Here is a 22,937-nt window from a genome sequence, read left to right as displayed (position 1 = left end):
TGGTACGCGTTTCCCGGAGTCACCATGCTCGTAGCCTATCGCCAACATGCCGCCGAACGCGAAGCGCTCGGTATTCCCCCGCTGCCGTTGTCCGCCCAGCAGACCGCCGACCTGGTGGAACTGCTGAAGGCGCCGCCGGAGGGCGAGGGTCCGTTCCTGCTCGAGCTGATCACCCATCGGGTGCCCGCCGGCGTCGACGACGCCGCCAAGGTCAAGGCCTCGTTCCTGGCCGCGATCGCCTTCGGCACCGCCGCCTCGCCGCTGATCGACGCGCGCCGCGCGACCGAACTGCTGGGCACCATGCTCGGCGGCTACAACATCCATCCGCTGGTCGAACTGCTCGACCATGCCGAACTGGGACCGGTCGCCGCCGAAGGCCTCAAGCACACCCTGCTGATGTTCGACGCGTTCCACGACGTGGAAGAGAAGGCGAAGGCGGGTAACGTGCATGCCAAGGACGTGCTGCAGAGCTGGGCCGACGCCGAGTGGTTCACCAGCAAGCCGGAAGTGCCCGAGAGCCTGACCATCACCGTGTTCAAGGTGCCCGGCGAGACCAACACCGACGACCTGTCGCCGGCGCCCGACGCCACGACGCGGCCCGACATCCCGATGCACGCGCTGGCGATGCTGAAGAACGCACGCCCCGACGCGCCGTTCGTGCCGGAAGAAGACGGCAAGCGCGGCCCGATCCAGGAGATCCTGTCGCTGAAGGACAAAGGTCATCTCGTGGCCTACGTCGGCGACGTGGTCGGCACCGGTTCCAGCCGCAAGTCCGCGACCAACTCGGTGCTGTGGTTCACCGGCCAGGACATTCCCTACATTCCCAACAAGCGCTTCGGCGGCGTGTGCCTGGGATCGAAGATCGCGCCGATCTTCTACAACACGATGGAAGACGCGGGCGCGCTGCCGATCGAGCTCGACGTGTCGCAGATGGTGCACGGCGACGTGGTCGAGCTGCGCCCGTATGCCGGTCAGGCGCTGAAGGACGGCGCGGTGATCGCCGAGTTCAAGGTGAAGTCGGACGTGCTGTTCGACGAGGTGCGCGCCGGCGGCCGCATCCCGCTGATCGTCGGCCGCGGCCTCACCGCGAAGGCGCGGGAATCGCTGGGGCTGCCGGCCACCGACCTGTTCCGCCAGCCGCAGCAGCCGGCCGATACCGGCACCGGGTTCTCGCTGGCGCAGAAGATGGTCGGTCGTGCGTGCGGGTTGGAGGAAGGGCAGGGCGTGCGCCCGGGCACCTACTGCGAGCCGAAGATGACCTCGGTGGGCTCGCAGGACACCACCGGGCCGATGACCCGTGACGAGCTGAAAGACCTGGCCTGCCTGGGCTTCTCGGCCGATCTGGTGATGCAGTCGTTCTGCCACACCGCGGCGTACCCCAAGCCCGTCGACGTCAAGACCCATCACACGCTGCCGGAGTTCATCTCCACCCGCGGCGGCATCTCGCTGCGTCCGGGCGATGGCGTGATCCACAGCTGGCTCAACCGCATGCTGCTGCCCGACACCGTCGGCACCGGCGGCGATTCGCACACGCGCTTCCCGGTGGGCATTTCGTTCCCGGCGGGCTCGGGCCTGGTCGCGTTCGCCGCGGCCACCGGCGTGATGCCGCTGGACATGCCGGAATCGGTGCTGGTCCGCTTCAAGGGCGAGATGCAGCCGGGCGTGACCCTGCGCGATCTGGTCAACGCGATCCCGCTGTACGCGATCAAGGCCGGCCTGCTGACGGTCGCCAAGGCCGGCAAGAAGAACATCTTCTCCGGCCGCATCCTGGAGATCGAGGGTCTGCCGGAGCTGAAGGTCGAGCAGGCGTTCGAGCTGTCCGATGCGTCGGCCGAGCGGTCGGCCGCCGGTTGTACGGTGCGCCTGGACAAGGCGCCGATCATCGAATACCTCAACAGCAACATCGCGCTGCTGAAGTGGATGATCGCCGAGGGCTACCAGGATCCGCGTTCGCTGCAGCGCCGGATCGAGAAGATGGAGGCGTGGCTGGCCGACCCGCAGCTGCTCGAGCCCGATGCCGATGCCGAGTACGCGGCGGTCATCGAGATCGACCTGGCCGAGGTGCACGAGCCGATCGTGGCGTGCCCGAACGATCCGGACGACGTCAAGACGCTGTCCGACGTGGCCGGTGCGACCATCGACGAGGTCTTCATCGGCTCGTGCATGACCAACATCGGTCACTTCCGTGCGGCCGCCAAGCTGCTGGAAGGCAAGCGCGACATCCCGACCAAGCTGTGGGTCGCGCCGCCGACCAAGATGGACGCGTCGGAGCTGACCAAGGAAGGCCATTACGGCACCTTCGGCACGGCCGGTGCGCGGATGGAGATGCCGGGCTGTTCGCTGTGCATGGGCAACCAGGCGCAGGTGCGCGAGGGAGCGACGGTGTTCTCCACCAGCACCCGCAACTTCCCGAACCGCCTGGGCCGCAATTCCAATGTGTACCTGGGATCGGCGGAGCTGGCGGCGATCTGTTCGCGGCTGGGCCGCATCCCGAGCAAGGACGAGTACATGGCGGACATCGGCGTCATCAACACGCACGGTGCGGAGATCTACCGCTACATGAACTTCGACCAGATCGAGGAGTACCGCGAGGTCGCGGCCTGAGTCATCGGTCGCTCGTTGCGTTGAACTGAGAAGCCCGGCTTCGGCCGGGTTTTTCTTCGCGCGTTTCGAGCCTTGGGGGATCGGGATTGCGGCGCGTCTGCCTGGAAGGCTTGCTTCGATTTTTTTCGTTGCGACCTGGCGGGCCCCGGCGGGACGTGCGGAATGCCGCTGCCGGGCTGTGCCCCCGCACCGTCTCAGCGGCGGGCTCGGCCGCCGCTCGAACATCGATCGTTCCGGCCGTCTCCGGATGGTCGGATGAAGAACGTTCCTGCGATGACGGGCGCGAGCGTCATCGCGAACCGTACCGGTGACGCGGAGGGAGCAGGTCTTGCTGAGGTAAGCGGCTACCGGCTGACTGTGCCGACGTGGCGAGCGAGGTCGCTCGCGATGGCGTCGAGCTGCCCACGGCCGGTCTTGCGTCCGAAGAGTCCGAGCGTGCGCGCGAGCAGGCGCGAACCGAAGCCGAGGGTGTCGCCCGGCCGGCGTGGGATGCAGTGCAGGTGCAGGTGCGGGATGTGCTGGTTGGCGGCGACGCCGTCGTTGAGCAGCAGATTGGCGCCGCCGCGTGCATGCCCGGTGGCCTCCTGCGCGCGCAAGACACGATCGGCCAGACCGAACAGCGTCTGCTGCGCCGGTGCGGACAACTCGGCGATCCGGGCCACGTGCCGACGCGGGATGATCAGGACATGGCCCACGCGAATCGGATGGATGTCCATCACCGCGAGCCAGTCCTGGTCCTGATGCACGAGGCTGGCCGGCAGCCGGCCACTGGCGATGCCGCAGAAGATGCAGTCCGTCCCGGTTGCGGTCCTGGTGTCGCGTGCGGTCATTGCGGGGCCTCGCTGGTGGTGGTCGTGTCCGGCCTTCGCCGACGGCGCGGCGTGGCGGGCGTACTCCGCACATGCGCGGCCAGCGCCGGGTAATCGATCTTGCCATTGCTGTTGAGCGGCAGGGTCTCCAACGCATGGATCTGGTCCGGGACCATGTAGGCGGGCACGCGCTGCTTCATCGTGGCGAGCGTCGCGCCCGCGTCGAATCCATCCTGCACCACGAAGGCGGCGATACCTGTCGCGGGTTCGCCGGGGCCAGGGGCGATGGCGACCACCGCGACCTCCGCCGGCGCCGTCCGCGCGGCGCAGGCGGTGCGCAGGTGAGCCTCGATTTCCTGAAGTTCGATCCGATAGCCGCGGAGTTTGATCTGACGATCCAGGCGTCCCCGGTAGTGCGCGGTGCCCTCGGTGTCGATGCGCGCGAGGTCGCCGGTCCGGTACCAGCGCGTGGCCGCGTGCCCGGGCAGTGTGTTCTCGACGAAGCGTTCGTCGGTCTGCTTCGCATCCTGCCAGTACCCGAACGCCAATTGCCTTCCGCCGAGCCAGAGCTCGCCATCGGTGCCGCGGGCGCAGGGCGTGCCCTCCGCATCCACGACGGCGATCTCCATGCCGGCGAATGCGGTGCCGATCGGAACGACGGCATGCGGCGCGTCCGTGGAGCCGAACGGATGGCCGGTGCAGGCGATCGTGGCTTCGGTCGGGCCGTAGATGTTCTCGCAACGCGCGTGCGGTGCGGCCATCCGCCACGCGTCCGCCAGCGGGCCGGGCAGGGCTTCACCGCAGAACAGGGCCAGCCTCAGCGTCGGGAACGTGTCCTGCCCGAGAAGCCGGTAGCGCTGCAACGTGGCCGCGAGCGAGGGCACGGAGAACCAGACGGTCAGGCGATGCGCGTTGACGAAGTCGGTCGGCATCAGCAGTGCGGACTTCGGCACGCTGTACAGGCACGCGCCTGCAGCCCAGGTCACGAACATGTCGTGCATGGACAAGTCGAAGGTGGGCTCGAAGAACTGCGTGCAACGCTGCTGCGCGTCGAGCTCCGGATAGCGTGCGAGCACCGTCTCCACATAAGCGCGCAGCGCCGCATGGCCGACGGCGACGCCCTTCGGGCGTCCGGTGCTGCCGGAGGTGAACAGTACGTAGGCGATCGCGTCGTCGGATACCGGCAGGCCGGAGACCGTGTCCGCGATGGTGGCCGCCTCGGGGCGGCGGGCGTCCGGGGAGGCGGTGGCGGCGACTGCGGCAGGGTGCGCGTCCGGCTCGGCGAATGTGCCGGGTGTGTTCGCGGCGTCGTCTTCGCCGGTACCGCCGGAGCCTTCATCGGCGGCGTACCAGGCGTCCGGGACGATCAGCACGGGCCGGGTCGCCTGCCCGGGCGCGGCCTCGAGCGCGTCCAGCAGTGCCTGTGCCACGTCGGTGTTGGCCGTGTCGGCGATCACGCAGACAGGCGCGGTGCGCTGCAGGATGTCGAGCATGCGCGCCTGGGGAAAGCTGGCCCCCAACGGCACGTGGATCTTGCCCGCGAGCATGCATGCCAGCGGTGCGCAGTACGCGGTCAGGCTGCGCTCGCCGAGCGTCGCGCAGACCGGGCCCGCCACATCGCGCAATTCCCGGGCGAGCCGGTGGGCATGCGCCATGAGTTGCCGGTAGGTGAACGATTCGCCGTCCACCCACAACGCGGGCCGGTGCGGCCCGCGTGCGGCGGCGTCGACGACGTACTGGACGGCGCTGGTCGTGGTCACGGCGTCGGTGCTCCGCTCAGGCGGCGTTCTGCTGATCGACAGCCAGCGCGCCGCGGATCATGTCGGCGATGCGTTGCTCGTAGTAGTGGGCGAAGTGGTCGCCTTCCGGATCGTGGTGGAGTTCGCCCTGGCGCAGGCCAGCGCACAAGGCCTTGCCGATGTCGGGATGGGTGACCACATCCTCGTCGCCGACGTAGACCAGCACCGGCTGCGTCACGTCCTGGGTCCAGGCGTCGGGACGCTCGGCGAAGAGGGTGCGCATCATGTTGGCGTAGCGGTAGAGCGATTCCGCGGTGCGGAACGGCATGCTGGTCATGTAGAGCAGGTAGGGGTCGGTGCTGGTGAGGATGGTGCTCAACATCTTCGTGTCGCCGGCATCGGTGCTGGCGGCGCCGTAGATCAGCTCGCAGTACTTCTCGGCCATCCGGTAGTTGCCGGCGATCTTGTCGAACAGCGAGCGGATTCCGGATTCGAAGCGGGTGACCCGGACCGTTTCCGACGGCGAGATCGAGACGCCCGGGTTGAGCAGGACACCGGCCTGGAGCCGGTCCGGGAACGTGCCCAGCGCACGCAGCGCCACCTGCGCGCCGCTGCTCCAGCCGGCCACGCTCGCCCGGCCCACGCCGAGTGCCTTGAGTACGTCGATCATGTCCTGCGCATGCACGATCGAACCGCAGGCTTCCGGATCGAAGGCGTGGTCCAGGCCCGGCACCCAGCGGCATTCCCAGGTGAGCACATGGAAGTGTTCCTGCAGGCGCTGGGCGAGTGGCCACATGAATTCGGCGGGCATGCCGTAGGCGTTGGCCAGGACCAGCGGGGGCAGGGTGGGATTGCCGCACGAGAACACCCTCAGCGACACCCCGTCGCGCGCGGAGATCGTCTGCGGCCGGAACCCCACGCCACCGGCTTCCTCCTGCTCGAGTTCGGTGAGGAACGAGGCGACATAACGGTCGACGTCGTCCCAGTCCAGTTGCGGCTGCGGCGACGCGGCACGCAGGAACCGCTTCTCCGCGTTGTAGTAACCGGCGTAGAACTTGGTGCGCTCGTCGAACAGTTCCTGCAGCGGACTGCTGTCGGGGCCGCGTTCGTAGACGAACGCCAGGCGCTCGGTGCCGGTCTTGCGGTCGACCATCCCGATCAGCTTCTCCATGTTGACCCCCTCCGGATTGCAGAGGTGGAAGAATCGACGCCCGCCGAAGCCCGTCGCGGCCATGTGCATCATGTCGTAGACGCATTCGTCGACCGGGGTCAGGTTCATCGATGCGCGCGGCTTGCCCAGCAGTTCGAGCGGATGCTTGAGTTTGACCAGGGTCTCGCGCAGCCGGAATACTTCCTTGGTGAAGCCGTAGACGCCGAAGCGCGTGGTCCCGCTGTGGTGGCTGGCACGCGGGCCCATCACCGCGGTCGGGCGAAGGATGCGGTAGGAGAACGCGTGCGCGTCGCAGAAGTCGATGACCGAGTTCTCGGCGATGTTCTTGCTCTCTTCGTAGACGTTGTTGTACTCGCGGTCCAGCGAATGACGGACTTCGTCGATGTCGCCCTGGGTCTTGCCCGCGGTATAGGCGGTGGACACGTGGACGAACTCGGCCGGCGCACCGGCGGTACGCGATGCGCATGTCTTCCGGAACAGTTCGAGCATGTGGCGGGTGCCGTCGGCGTTCTGCTCCATGATTTCGCGGCGGTGCCGGTCCTCGAACTTGAGGCTCGCCGCGCAGTGCCAGAAGCCGCTGATGTCGGCATCGCGCAGCGTCTGGACGGCGCGCGGGTCCAATCCGCAATCGGGCAGGGTGATGTCGCCGACGAGCACCTGCAGGCGTGCGTCGAGCAATGCCTTGGGCAGGGCGCGCTGGTACGAGGCGGCGCATTCGGCGAGGTGTGCGTAAAGGCGGGCACGCGCCTGTTGCGGCGAATCGCCGCGAACCAGTGCGTAGACCGTGCCGGGCCATTCGATCCGATGCAGCAGGAAATGGCCGCCGAGGAAGCCGGTCGCACCGGTCAACAGGATCGGCGCCACCGCATCGGGCACGGCGATCGAACGCGGGTCGCGGGTTTCGAAGTGACGGGTCTCGAGGCTGCGGTGTTCGAAGCGGTTCACGTGAACTCCTTGTCGGTGTGGGCAGTCCTGCCGCGGCTGCGGCGACAGGGAGGCCGGACGTCGTGCCCGGCCCGGAATCCGTTTGGGGACGCGCTCAGGTCAGGGCGAGAAAGTTGTCGCGGACCCGCGCGAGCGTGGCGGTGCGGGGGATCAGGTCGGGCGTGACCGGAATCTCGCGATCGATGAGTTCTTCGATGATCAGGATGTACTCGACGAAGTTGATCGAGTCGATCAGCTTCATCTCGAACAGGTCGGCGTCATCGTCGATGTGGGCGATGTCGGGATGCTTTTCCAGCAACCACTCGCGCAGCGTGTCGAGACTCGCGGTGTGGACGCTCATGCGGGGTTGGCCTCCAGTGGAATGCCGATGCCGGCCATGAACTTCAGCGGGCGCTTCAGCAGCGCCGAGGCGTGATGGTCGCGCCGCGCGGGATCTGCGAGCAGGGCGCGGCGCAGGGCCACGCCGCCGGCGATGCCGCTGTCGCGGTACATCGCGGGCTGGTAGAGCGCCTCGATCGAAATCTGCACGAAACGCTGCAAGTGGGCGATGGCCGCCTCGCATTCCGCGGCCGGACTGGCGGCGAACGCGATCGATTTGCTCTGCGTCAGCACCGCGCGCCCGAACGTGATGTGGCGCGCCTCGTCGGCGTGGTGGATCTGATGGATCAGACGGACGAATGGCGAGACGCGGGTGTCGCCGCCTGCGATGACGTTGTAGTACCCGCCGATCTCCTCGAAGATGAAAATGCGTGCGAACAGCAGGAAGAATTCCATCTCCTTGCCGAAGCGCTCGTCGGCGACGCCCATCTTCTTGCTGGAGTAGATCTTGCCGCCGTAGCGCCGGCAGAACTCGCCGAAGAACCAGAGGTGCTTGTTCTCTTCGTCGATGAAGTGATGGATGTAGTGCTCGATCTCGGGCAGGTCCGGCGCATACAGGCGTGCGGACAGCATGTTGATCAGTTCGCGCTCGCCCTCGACATTGAGGCTGAAGGCGTTGATGCACTCCCACTTCGACAGCAGCTTGAGCTGTCGTTCCGACAGCGCGGCGGCGTGCTCGGTGCCGTGCACGCTCAGCAACTCGGGTGGCAGCCACCATTCGTCGTCGGGAATGGACTCGGGCCATTCGATCTGCGAGAAGCTGTTGACGTGCCGCTCGCGCGACAGCTTGATCAACTGCTCGACACGCGATGCGAATACGGGATCCTCGTCGATCCTGCTCAGATCGACGGCCACGCCTTCGGCGCCGTTGTCCGGAAACATCTGATTCCCTCCCTGGTTTGGATGCGGGCTTGCGGGCGCCCGTCTGGATCTTCCTGTGCCGGGTCCGCGACGCCTTCAGCGACGCCGCGTGCCGGTGCAGCCGACTATTCCATGTCGGCAACCGTGCGGGGAGGTATGGGAGGGAAAAATTTCAAAACTGAGATGTGCGGCACGCCCCCGGGCGTGCCGCCGTCGCATTGCCGGCGTGCCCGGAGGTCAGGACGCTTTGGCCTTGGCTTCTTCGCGAAGTTCGCGGCGCAGGATCTTGCCGACGTTGCTCTTGGGCAGTTCGGAGCGGAATTCCACGTGCCTGGGCTGCTTGTAGCCCGTGAGGTTCTCGCGGGCGTAGGCCTTGACCTGCTCCTCGGTGAGGTTCGGGTCCTTCTTGACGATGACGACCTTGACCGCCTCGCCGGACTTCTCGTCGGGCACGCCCAGCGCCGCGACCTCGAGCACGCCGGGCAGTCCGGAGATGACGTCTTCGATTTCGTTCGGATACACGTTGAAGCCCGAGACGAGCACCATGTCCTTCTTGCGGTCGACGACGTAGAAGAATCCGTTCTCGTCCATCCGCGCCATGTCGCCGGTGTGCAGCCAGCCCTGCTCGTCGATGATCTTGGCGGTTTCTTCCGGGTGGTTCCAATAGCCCTTCATGACCTGCGGTCCGCGCAGGCAGAGTTCGCCGATCTCGCCGGTGGGCAGGCGTTCGTTGTCAGGCCCCATGACGCAGGCATCGGTGGACGACACCGGCAGGCCGATCGAACCGTTGTACTCGGTGAGGTTCATCGGATTGATGCATGCGGCCGGTGAGGTCTCCGTCAGGCCGTAGGCCTCGACCAGGGTGCAGCCGGTCACCTGCTTCCAACGGTCGGCGACCGAACGCTGCACGGCGGTCCCGCCGCCCAGCGACAGGGTGAGGTGCGAGAGATCGATCTTGTCGAAGCCCGGTGTATTGAGCAGCCCGTTGAACAGCGTGTTGACACCGGTGATGGCGGTGAAGGGGATCTTGCTGAGCTCCTTCACGAAGCCGGGCATGTCGCGCGGATTGGTGATCAGGTGGTTGTGGCCGCCGAACTTCATGAAGACCAGGCAATTCGCCGTCAACGCGAAGATGTGGTAGAGCGGCAGCGCGGTGACGATCACTTCCTCGCCCAGGCGTGCATTGGTGCCGATCCACGACGACGCCTGCTGCATGTTCGCCACCAGGTTGCGGTGGGTCAGCATGGCGCCCTTGGACAGGCCCGTGGTGCCGCCGGTGTACTGAAGGAAAGCGATGCTTTCGGCGTCGATGTCGACATCGGGCAGTGCGTGCTTCTGGCCGATCCGCAGCGTGTCGCGGAAACGCACATTGCCGGGCAGATCGTAGGCCGGCACCATCTTCTTCACGTGTTTGAGCACGAAGTTGACGATGGCGCCCTTGGGGAACGGCAGCATGTCGCCGAGCCCGGTGGTGACGATGTGCTTGACCTGGGTGGCGGACAGCACCTCCTGCACGGTCTTGCCGAAGTTGTCGAGGACCAGGATGGCGGTGGCGCCGGAGTCGACGAGCTGATGCTTGAGCTCGCGTGCGGTGTAGAGCGGATTGGTGTTGACCACGGTCAAGCCGGCGCGCAGCACGCCGAAGGTCGCGATCGGATACTGCAGGCAGTTGGGCATCATGATCGCGACGCGATCGCCCTTCTTGAGCTTCAGCTCGTTGAGCAGGTACGCGGCGAACTGACGGCTGTACGCGTCGACCTCGGCGTAAGTGATCGAACGGCCCATGTGGGAGAACGCAGGGCGATCACGGTAACGCTCGAGTGATGCCTGCAGGACCGCGACAATGGAGGGGAACTCCTCGGGGTCGATCTGTTCCGGCACACCTGCGGGATAACTCTTCAGCCACGGACGCTCGATCATCACCGCTCCCTCTCCCTGTGTAGTTTTTTTTGGTTTTCGGATTGCAATCCGCGATCCTCGCCGGATTGGAGCATAGGCACCAGGTCGCCGCAAGGCGCGATGCGGTGCGATCGCACGTTCGCCGCAGCGCCGCAAAACATGTGGATTTCGCCATGGCGTCCGCGCTGCTCGGTGCTGCATGGACTTACCATTCGCGGATGACACGCACCCAGCTCGAGCGGCACCAAGTGTGGTGGTATCTCGTCGCCGTCGCCGCGGGACTCGCCATCGGTTCGGCATTTCCGACCGTGCGCGACGCGTTCTCGCTGCTGGTGTGGCCGATGCTGGCCGTCCTGTTGTACGCGACGTTCGTGCAGGTGCCCTTGCTGCAGCTTCGCGACGCCTTCCGCGACCGCCGCTTCGTCGTGGCGGTGGTGAGCGGGAATTTCATCGTGATTCCGGCGATCGCATTCTTCCTGGTGCAGTGGCTTCCGCCCGATCCCGCGTTGCGGTTGGGCGTGCTGCTGGTGCTGTTGGTGCCGTGCACGGACTGGTTCGTCACGTTCGCCCAGCTCGGTGGCGGAGACACCTCGCGCGCCATGGCGATCACGCCCCTGAATCTCGTGCTGCAGTTGGTGCTGCTGCCGGTTTATCTGTGGTGGTCGCCGGGTGGGGCGGTCGCGCCGGACCTGTCGCCGGCGCACCTGTCCATCGCGGTCGGCATCGTGATCGGACCGCTGCTGGCCGCGGCCGTCACCGAGCGCTGGATGGGGCGGGACGTCGGGCGGCTGGCGGTGAGAGAACGGCTGGGATGGGCGCCTGTTCCATTGCTGGCGACCGTGGTGTTCCTCATCGCGGGCGCCCAGGTGGCCGCGGTGTTCGATGCCGTCGCCGTGTTGCCGACGGTGGTGCCGGCGTTCGCGGCATTCCTGCTGCTGGTGGCGCTCGCGGCACGGGGTATCGCGTGGTTGCTCCGGCTGCCCGCGTCCCACGGCCGGACCCTGTGCTTCAGCATGGGTACGCGCAACTCGTTCCTGGTGCTGCCGCTGGCACTGGCACTGCCGGAGGCGTGGTCGGTCGCCGCGGTGGTCGTCGTGGTGCAATCGCTGGTGGAATTGATCGGGATGATCGTCTACCTGTGGTGGGTCCCGAGGCACCTGTTCCGTCGCTGATGGGGCGTGAGCGGGCGGGTTCCCGCGCGGCTGCATCGGCATGCTGTGGCGCGACGGCATGGTCGTGCCGCGCGATGCGTGCTGCACCGCCACTGCATGAATTCGCCGTCTCGGCCTGGAACCGCGGGTCGGCTTCCGAGCCGGACGCCGGCCGGGCCGAGGGCCGGTCAGGCCACGGATGCGTGCGGGCGCGACAGCTCGAGCAGACGCGACGCGATGCCATCCAGTGGCAGGGCATCGGCCGCCGCGCCCAGTCGCATCGCCGCGCCCGGCATGCCCCAGACCACGCTCGTCGCCTCGTCCTGGACCAGGGTCCGGGCGCCTGCGACGCGCATCGCGAGCAGGCCGCGGGCGCCGTCGTCGCCCATGCCGGTCAGCAAGGCGCCGATGGCGCGCGCGCCGGCGTGGCGGGCGACCGAATGGAACAGCACGTCCACGGCCGGCTTGTGCCGGTTGACCGGTGGACCGTCCTCCACCGCGCAGCGCCAGCCGCGACCGTGGCGCACGACCGCCAGGTGGCGGCCGCCCGGGGGAATGTAGGCGTGACCGGGCAGGATGTCCTCGCCGTCGCGCGCTTCGCGCACGTGCATCGCCGAATGGCGGTCGAGCCGCTCGGCGAACGCCGCGCTGAAGTTCGCCGGAAGATGTTGCGCCAGCACCACGGCGGGCGCGTGCGCGGGCAGTCCTTGCAGGACCACGCGCAACGCCTCGGTGCCGCCTGCCGATGCGCCGAGGGCGATCAGGTGTGCATCGCCCTCGGCCGCCGTGGCCGGCATCGGACGCACTGCCGACGGTCCCGAGGGGATGACGGGGGTGCGGGCGGGGAGGACGGATACGGGCGGAGTCGGCTCGCCGCGCACGGCCGGCCGGATGCGTGCCCTGGCGGCATGCTTGACCCGCGCGACGATGTCCGCCGCCGAGCGTTCGAATTCGGCGGCGACCGACGCCTTCGGTTTGGCGACCACATCCACCGCGCCCAGCGACAGCGCCTGCAGCGTGGCCGCCGCGCCGCGCTCGGTCAGTGTCGACACCATCACCACCGGCATCGGGCGCATCCGCATCAGCTGCTCCAGAAACTCGAGTCCGCTCATGCGCGGCATCTCGATGTCCAGGGTGAGCACGTCCGGGCGCAGGCGCTGGATCTTCTCGCGCGCGATCAGGGGATCGGCCGCGGTGCCGACCACGTCGATGCCCGGGTCGCGGGCGAGCATTTCGCCCAGCAATTGGCGTACGACGGCGGAGTCGTCGACGATCAGTACCCGCACCGGCGCTGCGGCGCTCACTGGAACAGCTCCACGCCGCCGCTGCTCGGCGAGCCGGACAGCCGCGCACGCACGGCGGTTTCGGCGGCGGCGACCTCGGCGTCGTGGGCATGCGGCAGGCGCTGCACCATCACCCGGCCGGTGTCGGGGAAGAACCACACCTTGCGCGGATGGATTCCGCGCAGGTCGGACGCCATCACCGGAATGCGTTCCGCGTCGAGATACTGACTGACGAAGGCGGCATTGCGGCTGCCGACCGGGTTGCTGGTGAAGCCGCGCAGGACGTTGGCGCCGCCGAACACCTTCGCTTCGATGCGTCGCCGGTTGGCGCCGCGCTTGAGCAGATCGTTGATCAGCAGTTCCATCGCGTGGCTGCCGTAACGCGCCGGGGCGCCGTCGTCGGCGACGCCCTCCGGCAGCATGAAGTGGTTCATGCCGCCGATGCGCAGGACCGGGTCGCGCAGGCATGCGGCCACGCAGGAACCGAGCACGGTCACCAGGGCGGTGCCGTCGTCGACGACGAGGTACTGGGTAGGCAGCAGCTTCGCCGCCGATACCTGGAAACGGCTGTCCCGGTAGCGCAGCACGTCCTCGGCGGGCAGGCTCAAGGTCTGGCCTCCGCGCGACGATAGAGCGTCCGGCCGCAGGGCTGGATCAGGTCGGCGGCATGCAGGTAGTTCTCGGAATGGCCGGTGTACAGAATGCCGTCGGGCGCCATGTGTTCGACCAGCCGGCCGAGGATCGAGCGCTGGGTGGGCTTGTCGAAGTAGATCATGACGTTGCGGCAGAACAGCGCCATCATGTCGCGTTCGACCGGGTAGCGCGGCAGCAGCAGGTTGAGCGGGCGGAAGTCCAGCAACGCCTGCAACTGTGGACGCACCCGGCACTGGCCCGCCTGCGCACCGGTCCCGCGCAGGAAGTAGCGGCGGACCAGCGTCTCCGGCAGGCCGGCGATGCGTTCGATCGGATAGATGCCGCGTGCCGCGACCGACAGGACCTGGGTGTCGATGTCCGTCGCCAGGATGCGCACCGGCGGCTGCAGGCTGCCGAAGGCCTCGCACGCGGAGATCGCCATCGAGTACGGCTCTTCGCCGGTCGATGCGGCGCATGACCACAGCCGCGACACGGGCGACCGCCCGGTGCCGGCGCGGGCCTGGAGTTCTTCCTCCAGGCGCTCGAAATGGTGCGGCTCGCGAAAGAACGAGGTCAGGTTGGTGGTCAGGGCGTTGACGAAGGCCTGCATCTCGCCCTCGTCGCCGGACTCGATGCGGTCCAGATACGTGCGGAAGCTGTCGAGCCGCAACACGCGCAAGCGGCGCGACAGCCGGCCGTAGACCATGTCCCGCTTGGCCGGACCCAGCGAGATGCCCGCCTGGCGATGGATGAGTTCGCACACGCGGCGGAAATCGCGGTCGTGGAAAGCGAATTCCCGTTCCTGGGGCGGAACGGGGAGGGCGGAGATCCCGGACATGATGCGCTTCTGTCGGCTTGAGACGGTTATCGGCCCGGTGCGGACGGGCTTGAATCCCGAAGCCCGGATCGGGCGACGGCGTGCCCTCGGTCGATCAGGCCGGCATCGCCGGGGCCCGAGTGGTCTCGGCTGCACCGGCGGTATCGGGCTCGCCCAGCCGGAACGCCGCCACCGCGACGCCCAGCTGGAGCGCGTCGTGACGCATGGCTTCGGCCGAAGCGGTGGCCTCGGCCACGAGTGCGTTGCCGTGGACTGTGGCTTCGCCGACATCGGCGATCGCGCGTTCGATGGCGTCGATGCCTGTGGACTGCGCACCGGAGGCCTCGGAGATCGCCGCCATGATCGCGACCACGCGATCCACCGACGCCACCACGCCCTGCATCGTGTCGCCGGCGTGGCGGGCGCGTTCGACACCGGATTCGATGGCCTGCGACGACGTGCCGATCAGCGAACGGATCTCGCGTGCGGCGTTCGCACAGCGCCTAGCCAGTTCGCGGACCTCACCGGCGACCACGGCGAAGCCACGGCCGTGCTCGCCGGCCCGGGCGGCCTCGACCGCGGCGTTGAGCGACAGGAGATTGGTCTGGAAGGCGATGCCGTCGATCAGCGCGGTGATGTCCGCGATGCGCGACGACGCCTGCTCGATGCCGCGCATGGAGGCGACCATGTCGTCGACGGACACGCCACCGTCCTCGGCCGCACGCATCGCCTCGGCGGCCAGCCGCTCCGCTTGACCGGCATGCTCGGCGTTGCGGTGCACCGTGGTGGTCAAGGCGTGCAGGCGCTGGGCCGCGCCACCGAGCAGGGCGTCCTGACGGCGGGTCGAGGCATCCAGATCCCGGTTCGCCCCGACGATGCCGTCGGCGGCGGTCCGCAATCTGCCCGCCGCCGACTGGATACCCGTCACGATCCCGGCCAGCTGGCAGACCGTGCGATTGGCATCGTCGCGCATGCGCGCGAAGATCCCGTGGGCGTCGTCGTCGTCGATGCGGGCGGCCAGATCGCCCTGGGCCAGGGCATCGAGCAGGACCGAGATTCCCTCGATGCTGTGCGCGTTGGCGTCGAGCAGCGTATTGACCCGTTCGGTCAGGCGCAGCAGGAAACCTTGCTTGTCGTGGGTGCCGATGCGGCCCTGCAGATCGCCGGCGGCGGCGGCGCGCACGATGCGTTCGATCTCCTCCTCCACGCGTATTTCGGCGGTGCGGTCGGTCCATTCCACGACGAATCCCAGACGTGCTCCGCTGTCGTCGACGATGGGATTGATGATCAGGCGCATGATGCGCCCGCCGACGCGGATCTCCGCCTGGTGCGTGCCCTCCAGGGCCGCCAGCATGCGCGCCTGGCGCTGCGGGGACCGGTGGAACAGGTCGATGTTGCGGCCGACCAGGGTTCGCGCATCGAAATCCGGAATATCGCGCGCGATATCGGGCTGCGCGGCTTCGAGCATCGTCTGCAGGGGCCGGTTGACGTAGACGATGTCGCGGGCCGCGTCGGCGAGCATGATGTGGGTGGTGGCGTGATCCAGCGCGGCGCGAATCCGCAAGTTCTCGCGCAGCAGGCGGCGCTCCTCCTCGCGCTGGGTGCCGAGCCGCTCGACGGAGGCGCACAGCGCATGCGCCAGCGAGCGGTCCGGAAATCGCGTCCCGCGAAGCGTCGGCGGCATCGGTGCATCTGCGGCGACACCGCTGGCAAGCAAGGCGAGCTCGTCCGGATCGTGTCCGAGTGCGACCAGTTGCCGCCGCATCGACCGTGCCATCGCCGTCAGCAGACCGGCCTCGGCCACCACGTAGGTCGCATGCAGCAGCAGAATCGGAATGCCCGCGCCCGCCGGGAACACCAGCAACGGGAAGCCGCGCTGCTGCAGCCAGAAGAACGCCACGTGGTGAATCGCGATCGTCGCGGCCGCGGTGACGATCGGTCGCCAGTCGCGGTAATAGAGCAGGGCGGCGATCAGCAGGATCACCCCGAAGTGGGTTTCGATCATGCCGCCCGATTGCTGGATGATCGTCGCCGAGAGCACCATCAACAGCGCCGCGATGGCGCAGCGGGCGAGCACCGTGCCGGGAATCGCGAACCGTACCGCGCCGAGCACGGCGAGCGTCGGCAGGCTGGCGGCGACGAACGGCAGCCAGTCCTGGCGGACGGCCGCGATCGCCAGCGAGGCGAGACCGAGCAGCGCACCCACCCCGACGAACAGGCGGTCGGCATCGGTCGCCAGACGGTGCAGATAGGGCGACGCCTCCCGTCCGAGGAGACGTTCAAGCGGCGAGCGCGATGCAGTGTCCATGGCTCAATCCTTGCAGAGGCAGGCGGGTTGAATGAGGTCGCGCTCGGGTCCGTCGAGCCATCGGGTGAGCTGGCGCACGCGCAGGCGCGGCGAACCGCCGCAATCGCGGCCGGCCACCGGGCCGGCGAAGACGAGACGATGCCGGGCGTCGAACACCGTCAACGGGTAGTGGTGCCGACCGAGGGCTTCCACGCCAGGGCCGGTTCCGGAGACAGGCTCAGCTCCGTGGTCGTCGACCACGGCAATGCGCGCTTCGGTCAGGGCGTCGATCAGCACTGTGCGTTGCGCGCGGCTGTCATCGCAGGCGCAACCCGGTGGCGGCGCGGCGATCACCGCAACGGGCCTGCCGGGGTGGCGATCGAGGGCGTCGCGATGCAGATGCTGCAACCGCAGGCCGGTCGCGGCATCGCTGCCCGGTGAAGGCACCAGCGCGCCGGTCGCGGGAATCATCCAGCCGAGCCAGGCCGCCAACACGATCATGACGGCAACGAGTCGGTGGCGCTCCCCGGGGCGCCTCGCGTCCGCAGCGTCGTCGCCGGGGAGCGGAGCGCCAGCCGCGTGCCGGTATGCCTGCGACCGCTGGGTGTCCTGTGCTGCGGCATCGTGCATACGTCCGTCCCTTCCTGGAATGGACGCGGCGCGAGATCGCACCGCGTCGGCTGGCCACGCATCCTGCGTGCGCCGGGTTCCGGCCGATCAACCCCGGGCCGTTCTGCGATAGCGGAAGGATCGCCCCGAACTTGAGCGTGTTCGGTGGTCACGCGGACGCTGGCGCAGCGACGTCTCCAGCGGCCCGGCCCCATACGGAAAGAAGCGCCGACCCGGAGGCCGACGCTCGAAACGTGCGATCGCAAGGAGTCGCCGCGAAGGCGGGCGGCGCACCGGCCGCCGTGGATCAGAACTCCTGCCAGTCGTCGCCGTCGGCCAGGGCCGGCTCGGGGCTCGCCTTGCGAGGCGTCGCCGGGGACGTCGAGCGGGTCGGGCGCTTGCGCGCCGCAGGCGCGGGCTTGACCGTGGACGCTGCCGGGACGGCGGGGGCTTCGCCGCCATCGGCCACGCGGAACACCGACACCACATCGGACAACTGGCTGGCCTGTTCTTCCATGCTGCGCGCGGCGGCGGACGCTTCCTCCACCAGCGCCGCGTTCTGCTGGGTGGTCTCGTCCATCTGGGTGATGGTCTGGTTGACCTGTTCGATGCCCGAGGCCTGCTCCTGCGAGGCCGCCGAGATCTCGGCCATGATGTCGGTCACCCGCTGCACCGAGGCGACCATCTCGCCCATCGTCTGGCCGGCCTGGGCGGCCAGCGCGGAGCCGTTGCCGACCTTGCCGACGGAATCCTCGATCAGGCCCTTGATTTCCTTGGCGGCGGTGGCGGAGCGCTGGGCCAGCGAGCGCACCTCGGCGGCGACCACGGCGAAGCCGCGGCCCTGCTCGCCGGCACGTGCGGCCTCGACGGCGGCGTTGAGGGCGAGGATGTTGGTCTGGAAGGCGATGCCGTCGATGACCGAGATGATCTCGGCGATGCGCCTGGAGGCCTGCTCGATCTCGCGCATGGTCGTCACCACCTGGCCGACCACGTCACCGCCCCGGGTGGCGACGTCGGCGGCGCCGATGGCGAGCTGGTTGGCCTGATGCGCGTGTTCTGCGTTCTGCTTGACCGTGGAGGTGAGCTCCTCCATCGAGGCTGCGGTCTCTTCGAGATTGGCGGCCTGCTGCTCGGTGCGGCGCGACAGGTCGTTGTTGCCCGACACGATCTCGCCGGCGGCCACATCCACCGACCGCGACGCGCCCTGGATCCGCGTCACGATGGCCGTCAGCCGCTCGATGGTGGTATTGGCATCGTCGCGCATGCGGGCGAACACGCCCTGGTGGTCGCCGTCGATCCGCACCGACAGGTCGCCGTCGGCGATGGCGCGCAGCAGGTTGGAGACGTCGGCCAGGCTGCCGTCGGTGGTGGTCATCAGGTGGTTGAGTCCGGCGATCATCTCGCGGAACTCGTGCTCGAAGCGTCGCTCGTCGCCGCGCACCGAGAAATCACCCCGGCCGGCGGCCTGCACGAGCTGCCGGATCTCGCCGTTGACGGCGGTCAGATTGGCCTTGATCGTGTCCATTGTCCGGCTGATGACGGCCTTTTCGCCGGGCAGGCGTTCCATGTCCTGGGAGAGGTCGCCCACCGCATAGCGGCCCATGATCTGCACGGCACGCATCTTGACCTCGATGTGGGCCGCGACGAGTGCGTTCACGTCGGTGACCATGGCCGCATAGCTGCCCTGGAACACGCTGGCGTCCATGCGGGCACTGATCGCGCCCGCTTCGTGGCGCTGCGCCATGCCACGCAGGGCGTCGATCACCGCGCGCAGCTGGCGCTGCATCTGCTGCATCGACCGGGACAGCCGGCCGATCTCGTCGGTGCGTCCCGCTTCCACCTCGATATCGTCGTCCAGGCGCCCCAGCGCGACGTTGTCGGCGGCCGCGATGGCGTGCGACAGCGGATGCGAGACCAGCCGCCGCATCGTCCACCAGGTCAGGCCCGCGATGACGACCAGGGCGGCGAGCGACATCAACAGGATGCGCAGCAGCAGGAGATCGGCGGCGGCGACGATGTCGGCATGCGGTTCCACTGCGAGCAGGGTCCAGTCCCAAGGCTCGAAGCGGATCGCGCTGACGGCGGTGTCGACGAAGTCGCCGTCGGCGGTCGAGCGCAGGTGCAGATGCCCACGTCCGCCGTCGAGCAGCGCCTGGAAGGCCGCGGTGTCCTCCGGACGGAGCAGGGTGTCCATCCCGACTGGACCATCGTCCGCGCCCGGATGCACCACGACCTGCGGTACGTCGTCGCTGGTCCGCAGGGCCAGGAAGTAGCCCCGCTCGCCGATCACGGTCTCGCGGATGCGCGCCCGCAGCGCAGCGAGACCTTCGGTGTAGTTGCGACCGATGAAGAGGATGCCCACCACGTCGCCGGCGTCGTCGCGCAGGGGCTCGTAGTGGGTCATGTAGTCCAGGCCGAACAATCGTGCCGGGCCCGTGTAGTGACTGCCCGCAAGCATGCGCGCGTGGGCAGGGTGGGCCGGATCGAGCCGGGTCCCGATGGCGCGTCGGCCGGCCTGATCGGTCAGCGAGGTCGTGACCCGCACGAAGGTGTCGTCCTCGCGGACGAACAGTGTCGCGACTGCGCCGGTCCGGGCGGTGAAGTCGTCGACCGCTTCGAAATCCAGGTTCATGCGCCGCTCGCCCAGCACCAGTGTCGGGGTATCGAGCTCCCCCACGCGGACGATGTCGTCGCTGTCGCGGGAGACCGCGCCGCGCGGCATGGCGGCGGCGAGCGCGCCGGCCAGACGCCGGGCTTCGTCGGTCAACGTCGCGTCGTAGAGGGCGATCGAATCGCGCATGAGGTGGTTGCCCGCATCGAGGGCCTGGCGTGCACGGTCTTCGAGCAGGCTGCGCGAATCGAGCGCGACCAGGGTCGCCAGGATGGCGAGGGTCGCGGCCACGGATGCGCTGACGACGAGCGCCAGCTTGTTGCCCAGCGGCAGGTTCTGGAATCTTGAACGGAACATTGCAACGTCATCCCCTTGGGTGTCCGACGCCTGTATCGGCCGGAGACACATCGGACTTGATCTAAAAAGTGACGTTGGTCATGAATGGGTGTGCCTTCGTTCACGCTTTTCGAGTGTTGGCCGTGCGCCTCGTGCCGACGGGGGCGCCCTCGTCGTTCGGGGGACTGATCGACCCATTCCTGCGAGGGATGTCCCGCAGGAACGCGCGCCGGTCACCGGCCGTCAGACGGGCCTGCCGTCGGTCGACCAAAAAAAAGCGCCGGCCCGAAGGCCGACGCTCAAGAGGCTGCTCGCAGGAAGGCGATCGCGGAGGACGGCGGTGTGCCGGCCGTCGTGGATCAGAACTCCTGCCAGTCGTCGCCGTCGGCCAGGGCCGGCTCGGGGCTCGCCTTGCGAGGCGTCGCCGGGGACGTCGAGCGGGTCGGGCGCTTGCGCGCCGCCGGCGCGGGCTTGACGGTGGATGCTGCCGGGACGGCGGGGGCTTCGCCGCCATCGGCCACGCGGAACACCGACACCACATCGGACAACTGGCTGGCCTGTTCTTCCATGCTGCGCGCGGCGGCGGACGCTTCTTCCACCAGCGCCGCGTTCTGCTGGGTGGTCTCGTCCATCTGGGTGATGGTCTGGTTGACCTGTTCGATGCCCGAGGCCTGCTCCTGCGAGGCCGCCGAGATCTCGGCCATGATGTCGGTCACCCGCTGCACCGAGGCGACCATCTCGCCCATCGTCTGGCCGGCCTGGGCGGCCAGCGCGGAGCCGTTGCCGACCTTGCCGACGGAATCCTCGATCAGGCCCTTGATTTCCTTGGCGGCGGTGGCGGAGCGCTGGGCCAGCGAGCGCACCTCGGCGGCGACCACGGCGAAGCCGCGGCCCTGCTCGCCGGCGCGTGCGGCCTCGACGGCGGCGTTGAGGGCGAGGATGTTGGTCTGGAAGGCGATGCCGTCGATGACCGAGATGATCTCGGCGATGCGCTTGGAGGCCTGCTCGATCTCGCGCATGGTCGTCACCACCTGGCCGACCACGTCACCGCCCCGGGTGGCGACGTCGGCGGCGCCGATGGCGAGCTGGTTGGCCTGATGCGCGTGTTCTGCGTTCTGCTTGACCGTGGAGGTGAACTCCTCCATCGAGGCTGCGGTCTCTTCGAGATTGGCGGCCTGCTGCTCGGTGCGGCGCGACAGGTCGTTGTTGCCCGACACGATTTCGCTCGATGCGGTGTTGATCGCCCGCGATGCGCGCTGGATGCTGCCGACCAGGGTGGTGAGCTGTTCGGCGGTGCGGTTGGCATCGTCGCGCATGCTGGCGAACACGCCTGCGTACTCGCCGTCCATGCGCACCGTGAGGTCGCCGGCCGACAGGGCCTGCAGCACCTGCGACACGCCGTCCAGACTGGTGGCGTTGGCGTCCAGCAGGCCGTTGAGCTGCTCGGCCAACTGCAGATAGAAGCCCTGCTTGTCCTCCAGGCCGATGCGCTGCGAAAGGTCGCCGGCGGCGGCGGCGCGGACCACGCGACCGAGCTCGACTTCGACCCGGACTTGCGGCGTGCGGTCGCGCCATTCGACCACGTAGCCCAGCAGGCGGCCCTGATCGTCGTTCACCCGCGCCACGGTCTGGACGAAATGGGCGTCGCCCATCGAAATCTCGCCGTGATGGGTGCCCTGCAGCTGCTCGAGCATGGTCGCGATGCGCTGCGGATCGGCATGGAAGGCGTCGATATTGCTGCCGACGATGGCGCTCTGGTCGAAATGCGGCAGGGCGCGCTGGATCTCGTCCTCGTAGCCGCCCAGCAAGGTGGTGACTGCGGCATTGGCGTAGATGATGGTGCGCGAGGCGTCGGCGATCATCACGCTGGTGCCGGAGCTGTCCAGCGCGGTGCGGATGCGCAGGTTCTCGCCGGCGACGTGCTGGTCGCGCTCGATGCGTTCGCGCAGGTCGGTCTGCATGCGGGCCATCGCCTGCAACAGCTCGCCGATCTCGTCTTCGCGATCGACGACGATCTCGTTGTCGAGCTTGCCGCCGGCGACGGCGTTGGCCACGTCCACGGCACGGTGCAGGCTGCGGGTCAGCGCGGCGGCGACCAGCCAGGCGATCGCCAGGCCACCGCCGATGCCGGCGATGAGCATGATCACCACCAGCGTGCTCGCGGTGGCGTAGGTGGATTGCGCTTCGGCCTCGGCTTCGGCGGCCATCGCGTTGTCGTGATCGATCAACGCGGTGAGCGCGGCGATGGTGGCGTTGTGGGCCTGCTGGGTCTCGCCCAGGAAGGTGTCCAGCGCGTCCTCGGGCAACTCGAGGTCGATCATTTCGTTGACGTCGAGGTAGGAGCCGCGCGCGGCGTCCCAGCGGGCGATCACGGTCTCGAACAGATCGCGATCGCTCATGGTGTCTTCGGCATCCAGCAGCCCGCGATAGCTGGCCAGGGTCTCGCCGATGCGTTCGTCCTGGACCTGCGCCTCCTGGCGGGCCTGTTCCTTGACCGCGTCGCTGGCGCGGATGAGGCCCCGGTAGGAGGTGTCGCGATACTCGCCCAGCAGGACTTTCGTTTCGGTGGCGATCGCCACCGAGCGCATGGTCTGGTTGACCAGACGGTCGCTTTCCCGGGCCAGGGACGACATGCCGCTGTAGGCCACGATGCCCTGGACCAGCATGATCGCGAGCACGATGCCGAACGCGAGCATCAGCTTGTAGGAGAGCTTGAGATTCTTCAGTCGTTGCATCATGGCGCGTGCTTCCGGGTCGAACGGGCGGAACGGGAACATGGCCCCGGGCGCGATGTGCGCGCGCCC

General features: G+C 68.3%; 15 protein-coding genes. 2 read left to right on the top strand and 13 right to left on the bottom strand.

What is annotated here, in order from left to right; genetic code table 11:
• Positions 1–24 precede the first annotated feature (24 nt).
• Positions 25–2,604: a bifunctional aconitate hydratase 2/2-methylisocitrate dehydratase gene (gene acnB / locus RG19_RS07200; protein ID WP_058834688.1), complete on the top strand. Its 2,580-nt coding sequence runs from the start codon at positions 25–27 to the stop codon at positions 2,602–2,604.
• Between the two features lie 344 nt (positions 2,605–2,948).
• Here the strand turns inward: acnB and RG19_RS07195 are convergent, their stop codons facing one another.
• The 6 genes from RG19_RS07195 to RG19_RS07170 all read right to left on the bottom strand — a co-directional run bounded on the left by RG19_RS07195 (position 2,949) and on the right by RG19_RS07170 (position 10,427).
• Positions 2,949–3,434: an HIT family protein gene (locus tag RG19_RS07195; RefSeq protein ID WP_058834687.1), complete on the bottom strand. Its 486-nt coding sequence runs from the start codon at positions 3,432–3,434 to the stop codon at positions 2,949–2,951.
• Positions 3,431–5,173 carry an AMP-binding protein gene (locus RG19_RS07190; protein WP_058834686.1) on the bottom strand — a complete coding sequence of 581 codons (1,743 nt, stop codon included), beginning with the start codon at positions 5,171–5,173 and terminating at the stop codon, positions 3,431–3,433. The genes RG19_RS07195 and RG19_RS07190 overlap by 4 nt, the downstream gene beginning before the upstream one ends.
• Positions 5,174–5,189: 16 nt before the next feature.
• The gene (locus RG19_RS07185; protein WP_058834685.1) at positions 5,190–7,268 is read right to left on the bottom strand and encodes an alpha/beta fold hydrolase; all 2,079 of its coding nucleotides are present in this window, start codon (positions 7,266–7,268) and stop codon (positions 5,190–5,192) included.
• Between the two features lie 94 nt (positions 7,269–7,362).
• Positions 7,363–7,608 (bottom strand): hypothetical protein, encoded by a 246-nt coding sequence (locus RG19_RS07180; RefSeq protein ID WP_058834684.1) that lies wholly within the window; start codon positions 7,606–7,608, stop codon positions 7,363–7,365.
• Positions 7,605–8,528, bottom strand: coding sequence for a diiron oxygenase (locus tag RG19_RS07175; protein WP_058834683.1), 924 nt, complete (start codon positions 8,526–8,528; stop codon positions 7,605–7,607). Before RG19_RS07175 ends, RG19_RS07180 begins: the two co-directional genes overlap by 4 nt.
• 216 nt (positions 8,529–8,744) lie before the next feature.
• Positions 8,745–10,427: an AMP-binding protein gene (locus RG19_RS07170; protein WP_238376600.1), complete on the bottom strand. Its 1,683-nt coding sequence runs from the start codon at positions 10,425–10,427 to the stop codon at positions 8,745–8,747.
• A 197-nt stretch (positions 10,428–10,624) separates the two neighbouring features.
• On the opposite strand from RG19_RS07170, the gene RG19_RS07165 reads away from it, so the two are divergent.
• Positions 10,625–11,578, top strand: a complete 954-nt coding sequence (locus RG19_RS07165; protein ID WP_058836467.1) for an arsenic resistance protein — start codon at positions 10,625–10,627, stop codon at positions 11,576–11,578.
• Positions 11,579–11,745: 167 nt separating this feature from the next.
• On the opposite strand, the gene RG19_RS07160 is transcribed toward RG19_RS07165, so the two are convergent.
• The 7 genes from RG19_RS07160 to RG19_RS07130 form a co-directional block, all read right to left on the bottom strand.
• The gene (locus RG19_RS07160; RefSeq protein ID WP_425599723.1) at positions 11,746–12,789 is read right to left on the bottom strand and encodes a protein-glutamate methylesterase/protein-glutamine glutaminase; all 1,044 of its coding nucleotides are present in this window, start codon (positions 12,787–12,789) and stop codon (positions 11,746–11,748) included.
• A 68-nt stretch (positions 12,790–12,857) separates the two neighbouring features.
• Complete coding sequence (cheD, locus tag RG19_RS17880) at positions 12,858–13,448, bottom strand: chemoreceptor glutamine deamidase CheD (protein ID WP_058834680.1); 591 nt, start codon at positions 13,446–13,448, stop codon at positions 12,858–12,860.
• Positions 13,445–14,311 (bottom strand): CheR family methyltransferase, encoded by an 867-nt coding sequence (locus RG19_RS07150; protein WP_058834679.1) that lies wholly within the window; start codon positions 14,309–14,311, stop codon positions 13,445–13,447. Before RG19_RS07150 ends, cheD begins: the two co-directional genes overlap by 4 nt.
• 94 nt (positions 14,312–14,405) lie before the next feature.
• A complete protein-coding gene (locus tag RG19_RS07145) occupies positions 14,406–16,598 on the bottom strand; it encodes a methyl-accepting chemotaxis protein (RefSeq protein ID WP_058834678.1) in 2,193 nt (730 codons plus the stop codon).
• Between the two features lie 3 nt (positions 16,599–16,601).
• On the bottom strand, positions 16,602–17,078 hold the full coding sequence (locus RG19_RS07140; protein ID WP_058834677.1) for a hypothetical protein: 477 nt from the start codon (positions 17,076–17,078) through the stop codon (positions 16,602–16,604).
• A 415-nt stretch (positions 17,079–17,493) separates the two neighbouring features.
• A complete protein-coding gene (locus RG19_RS07135; RefSeq protein ID WP_058834676.1) occupies positions 17,494–20,154 on the bottom strand; it encodes a Cache 3/Cache 2 fusion domain-containing protein in 2,661 nt (886 codons plus the stop codon).
• A gap of 338 nt (positions 20,155–20,492) precedes the next feature.
• A complete protein-coding gene (locus tag RG19_RS07130; RefSeq protein ID WP_058836466.1) occupies positions 20,493–22,868 on the bottom strand; it encodes a methyl-accepting chemotaxis protein in 2,376 nt (791 codons plus the stop codon).
• Positions 22,869–22,937 lie beyond the last annotated feature (69 nt).

The organism is Luteimonas abyssi, assembly GCF_001482195.1.
Taxonomy (GTDB): Bacteria; Pseudomonadota; Gammaproteobacteria; order Xanthomonadales; family Xanthomonadaceae; genus Luteimonas; species Luteimonas abyssi.
The sequence above is the reverse complement of the archived record's forward strand: the minus strand, read 5'-3'. Positions and strand labels throughout refer to the sequence as shown.

Coding starts and splice junctions, on each gene's coding strand:
- acnB (WP_058834688.1), top strand. CDS start 25: ATGCTCGTAGCCTATCGCCAACATGCCGCCGAACGCGAAGCGCTCGGT.
- RG19_RS07195 (WP_058834687.1), bottom strand. CDS start 3,434: ATGACCGCACGCGACACCAGGACCGCAACCGGGACGGACTGCATCTTC.
- RG19_RS07180 (WP_058834684.1), bottom strand. CDS start 7,608: ATGAGCGTCCACACCGCGAGTCTCGACACGCTGCGCGAGTGGTTGCTG.
- RG19_RS07175 (WP_058834683.1), bottom strand. CDS start 8,528: ATGTTTCCGGACAACGGCGCCGAAGGCGTGGCCGTCGATCTGAGCAGG.
- RG19_RS07170 (WP_238376600.1), bottom strand. CDS start 10,427: ATGATCGAGCGTCCGTGGCTGAAGAGTTATCCCGCAGGTGTGCCGGAA.
- RG19_RS07165 (WP_058836467.1), top strand. CDS start 10,625: ATGACACGCACCCAGCTCGAGCGGCACCAAGTGTGGTGGTATCTCGTC.
- RG19_RS07160 (WP_425599723.1), bottom strand. CDS start 12,789: ATGCTCGCCCGCGACCCGGGCATCGACGTGGTCGGCACCGCGGCCGAT.
- RG19_RS07150 (WP_058834679.1), bottom strand. CDS start 14,311: ATGTCCGGGATCTCCGCCCTCCCCGTTCCGCCCCAGGAACGGGAATTC.
- RG19_RS07145 (WP_058834678.1), bottom strand. CDS start 16,598: ATGGACACTGCATCGCGCTCGCCGCTTGAACGTCTCCTCGGACGGGAG.
- RG19_RS07140 (WP_058834677.1), bottom strand. CDS start 17,078: ATGATCGTGTTGGCGGCCTGGCTCGGCTGGATGATTCCCGCGACCGGC.
- RG19_RS07135 (WP_058834676.1), bottom strand. CDS start 20,154: ATGTTCCGTTCAAGATTCCAGAACCTGCCGCTGGGCAACAAGCTGGCG.
- RG19_RS07130 (WP_058836466.1), bottom strand. CDS start 22,868: ATGCAACGACTGAAGAATCTCAAGCTCTCCTACAAGCTGATGCTCGCG.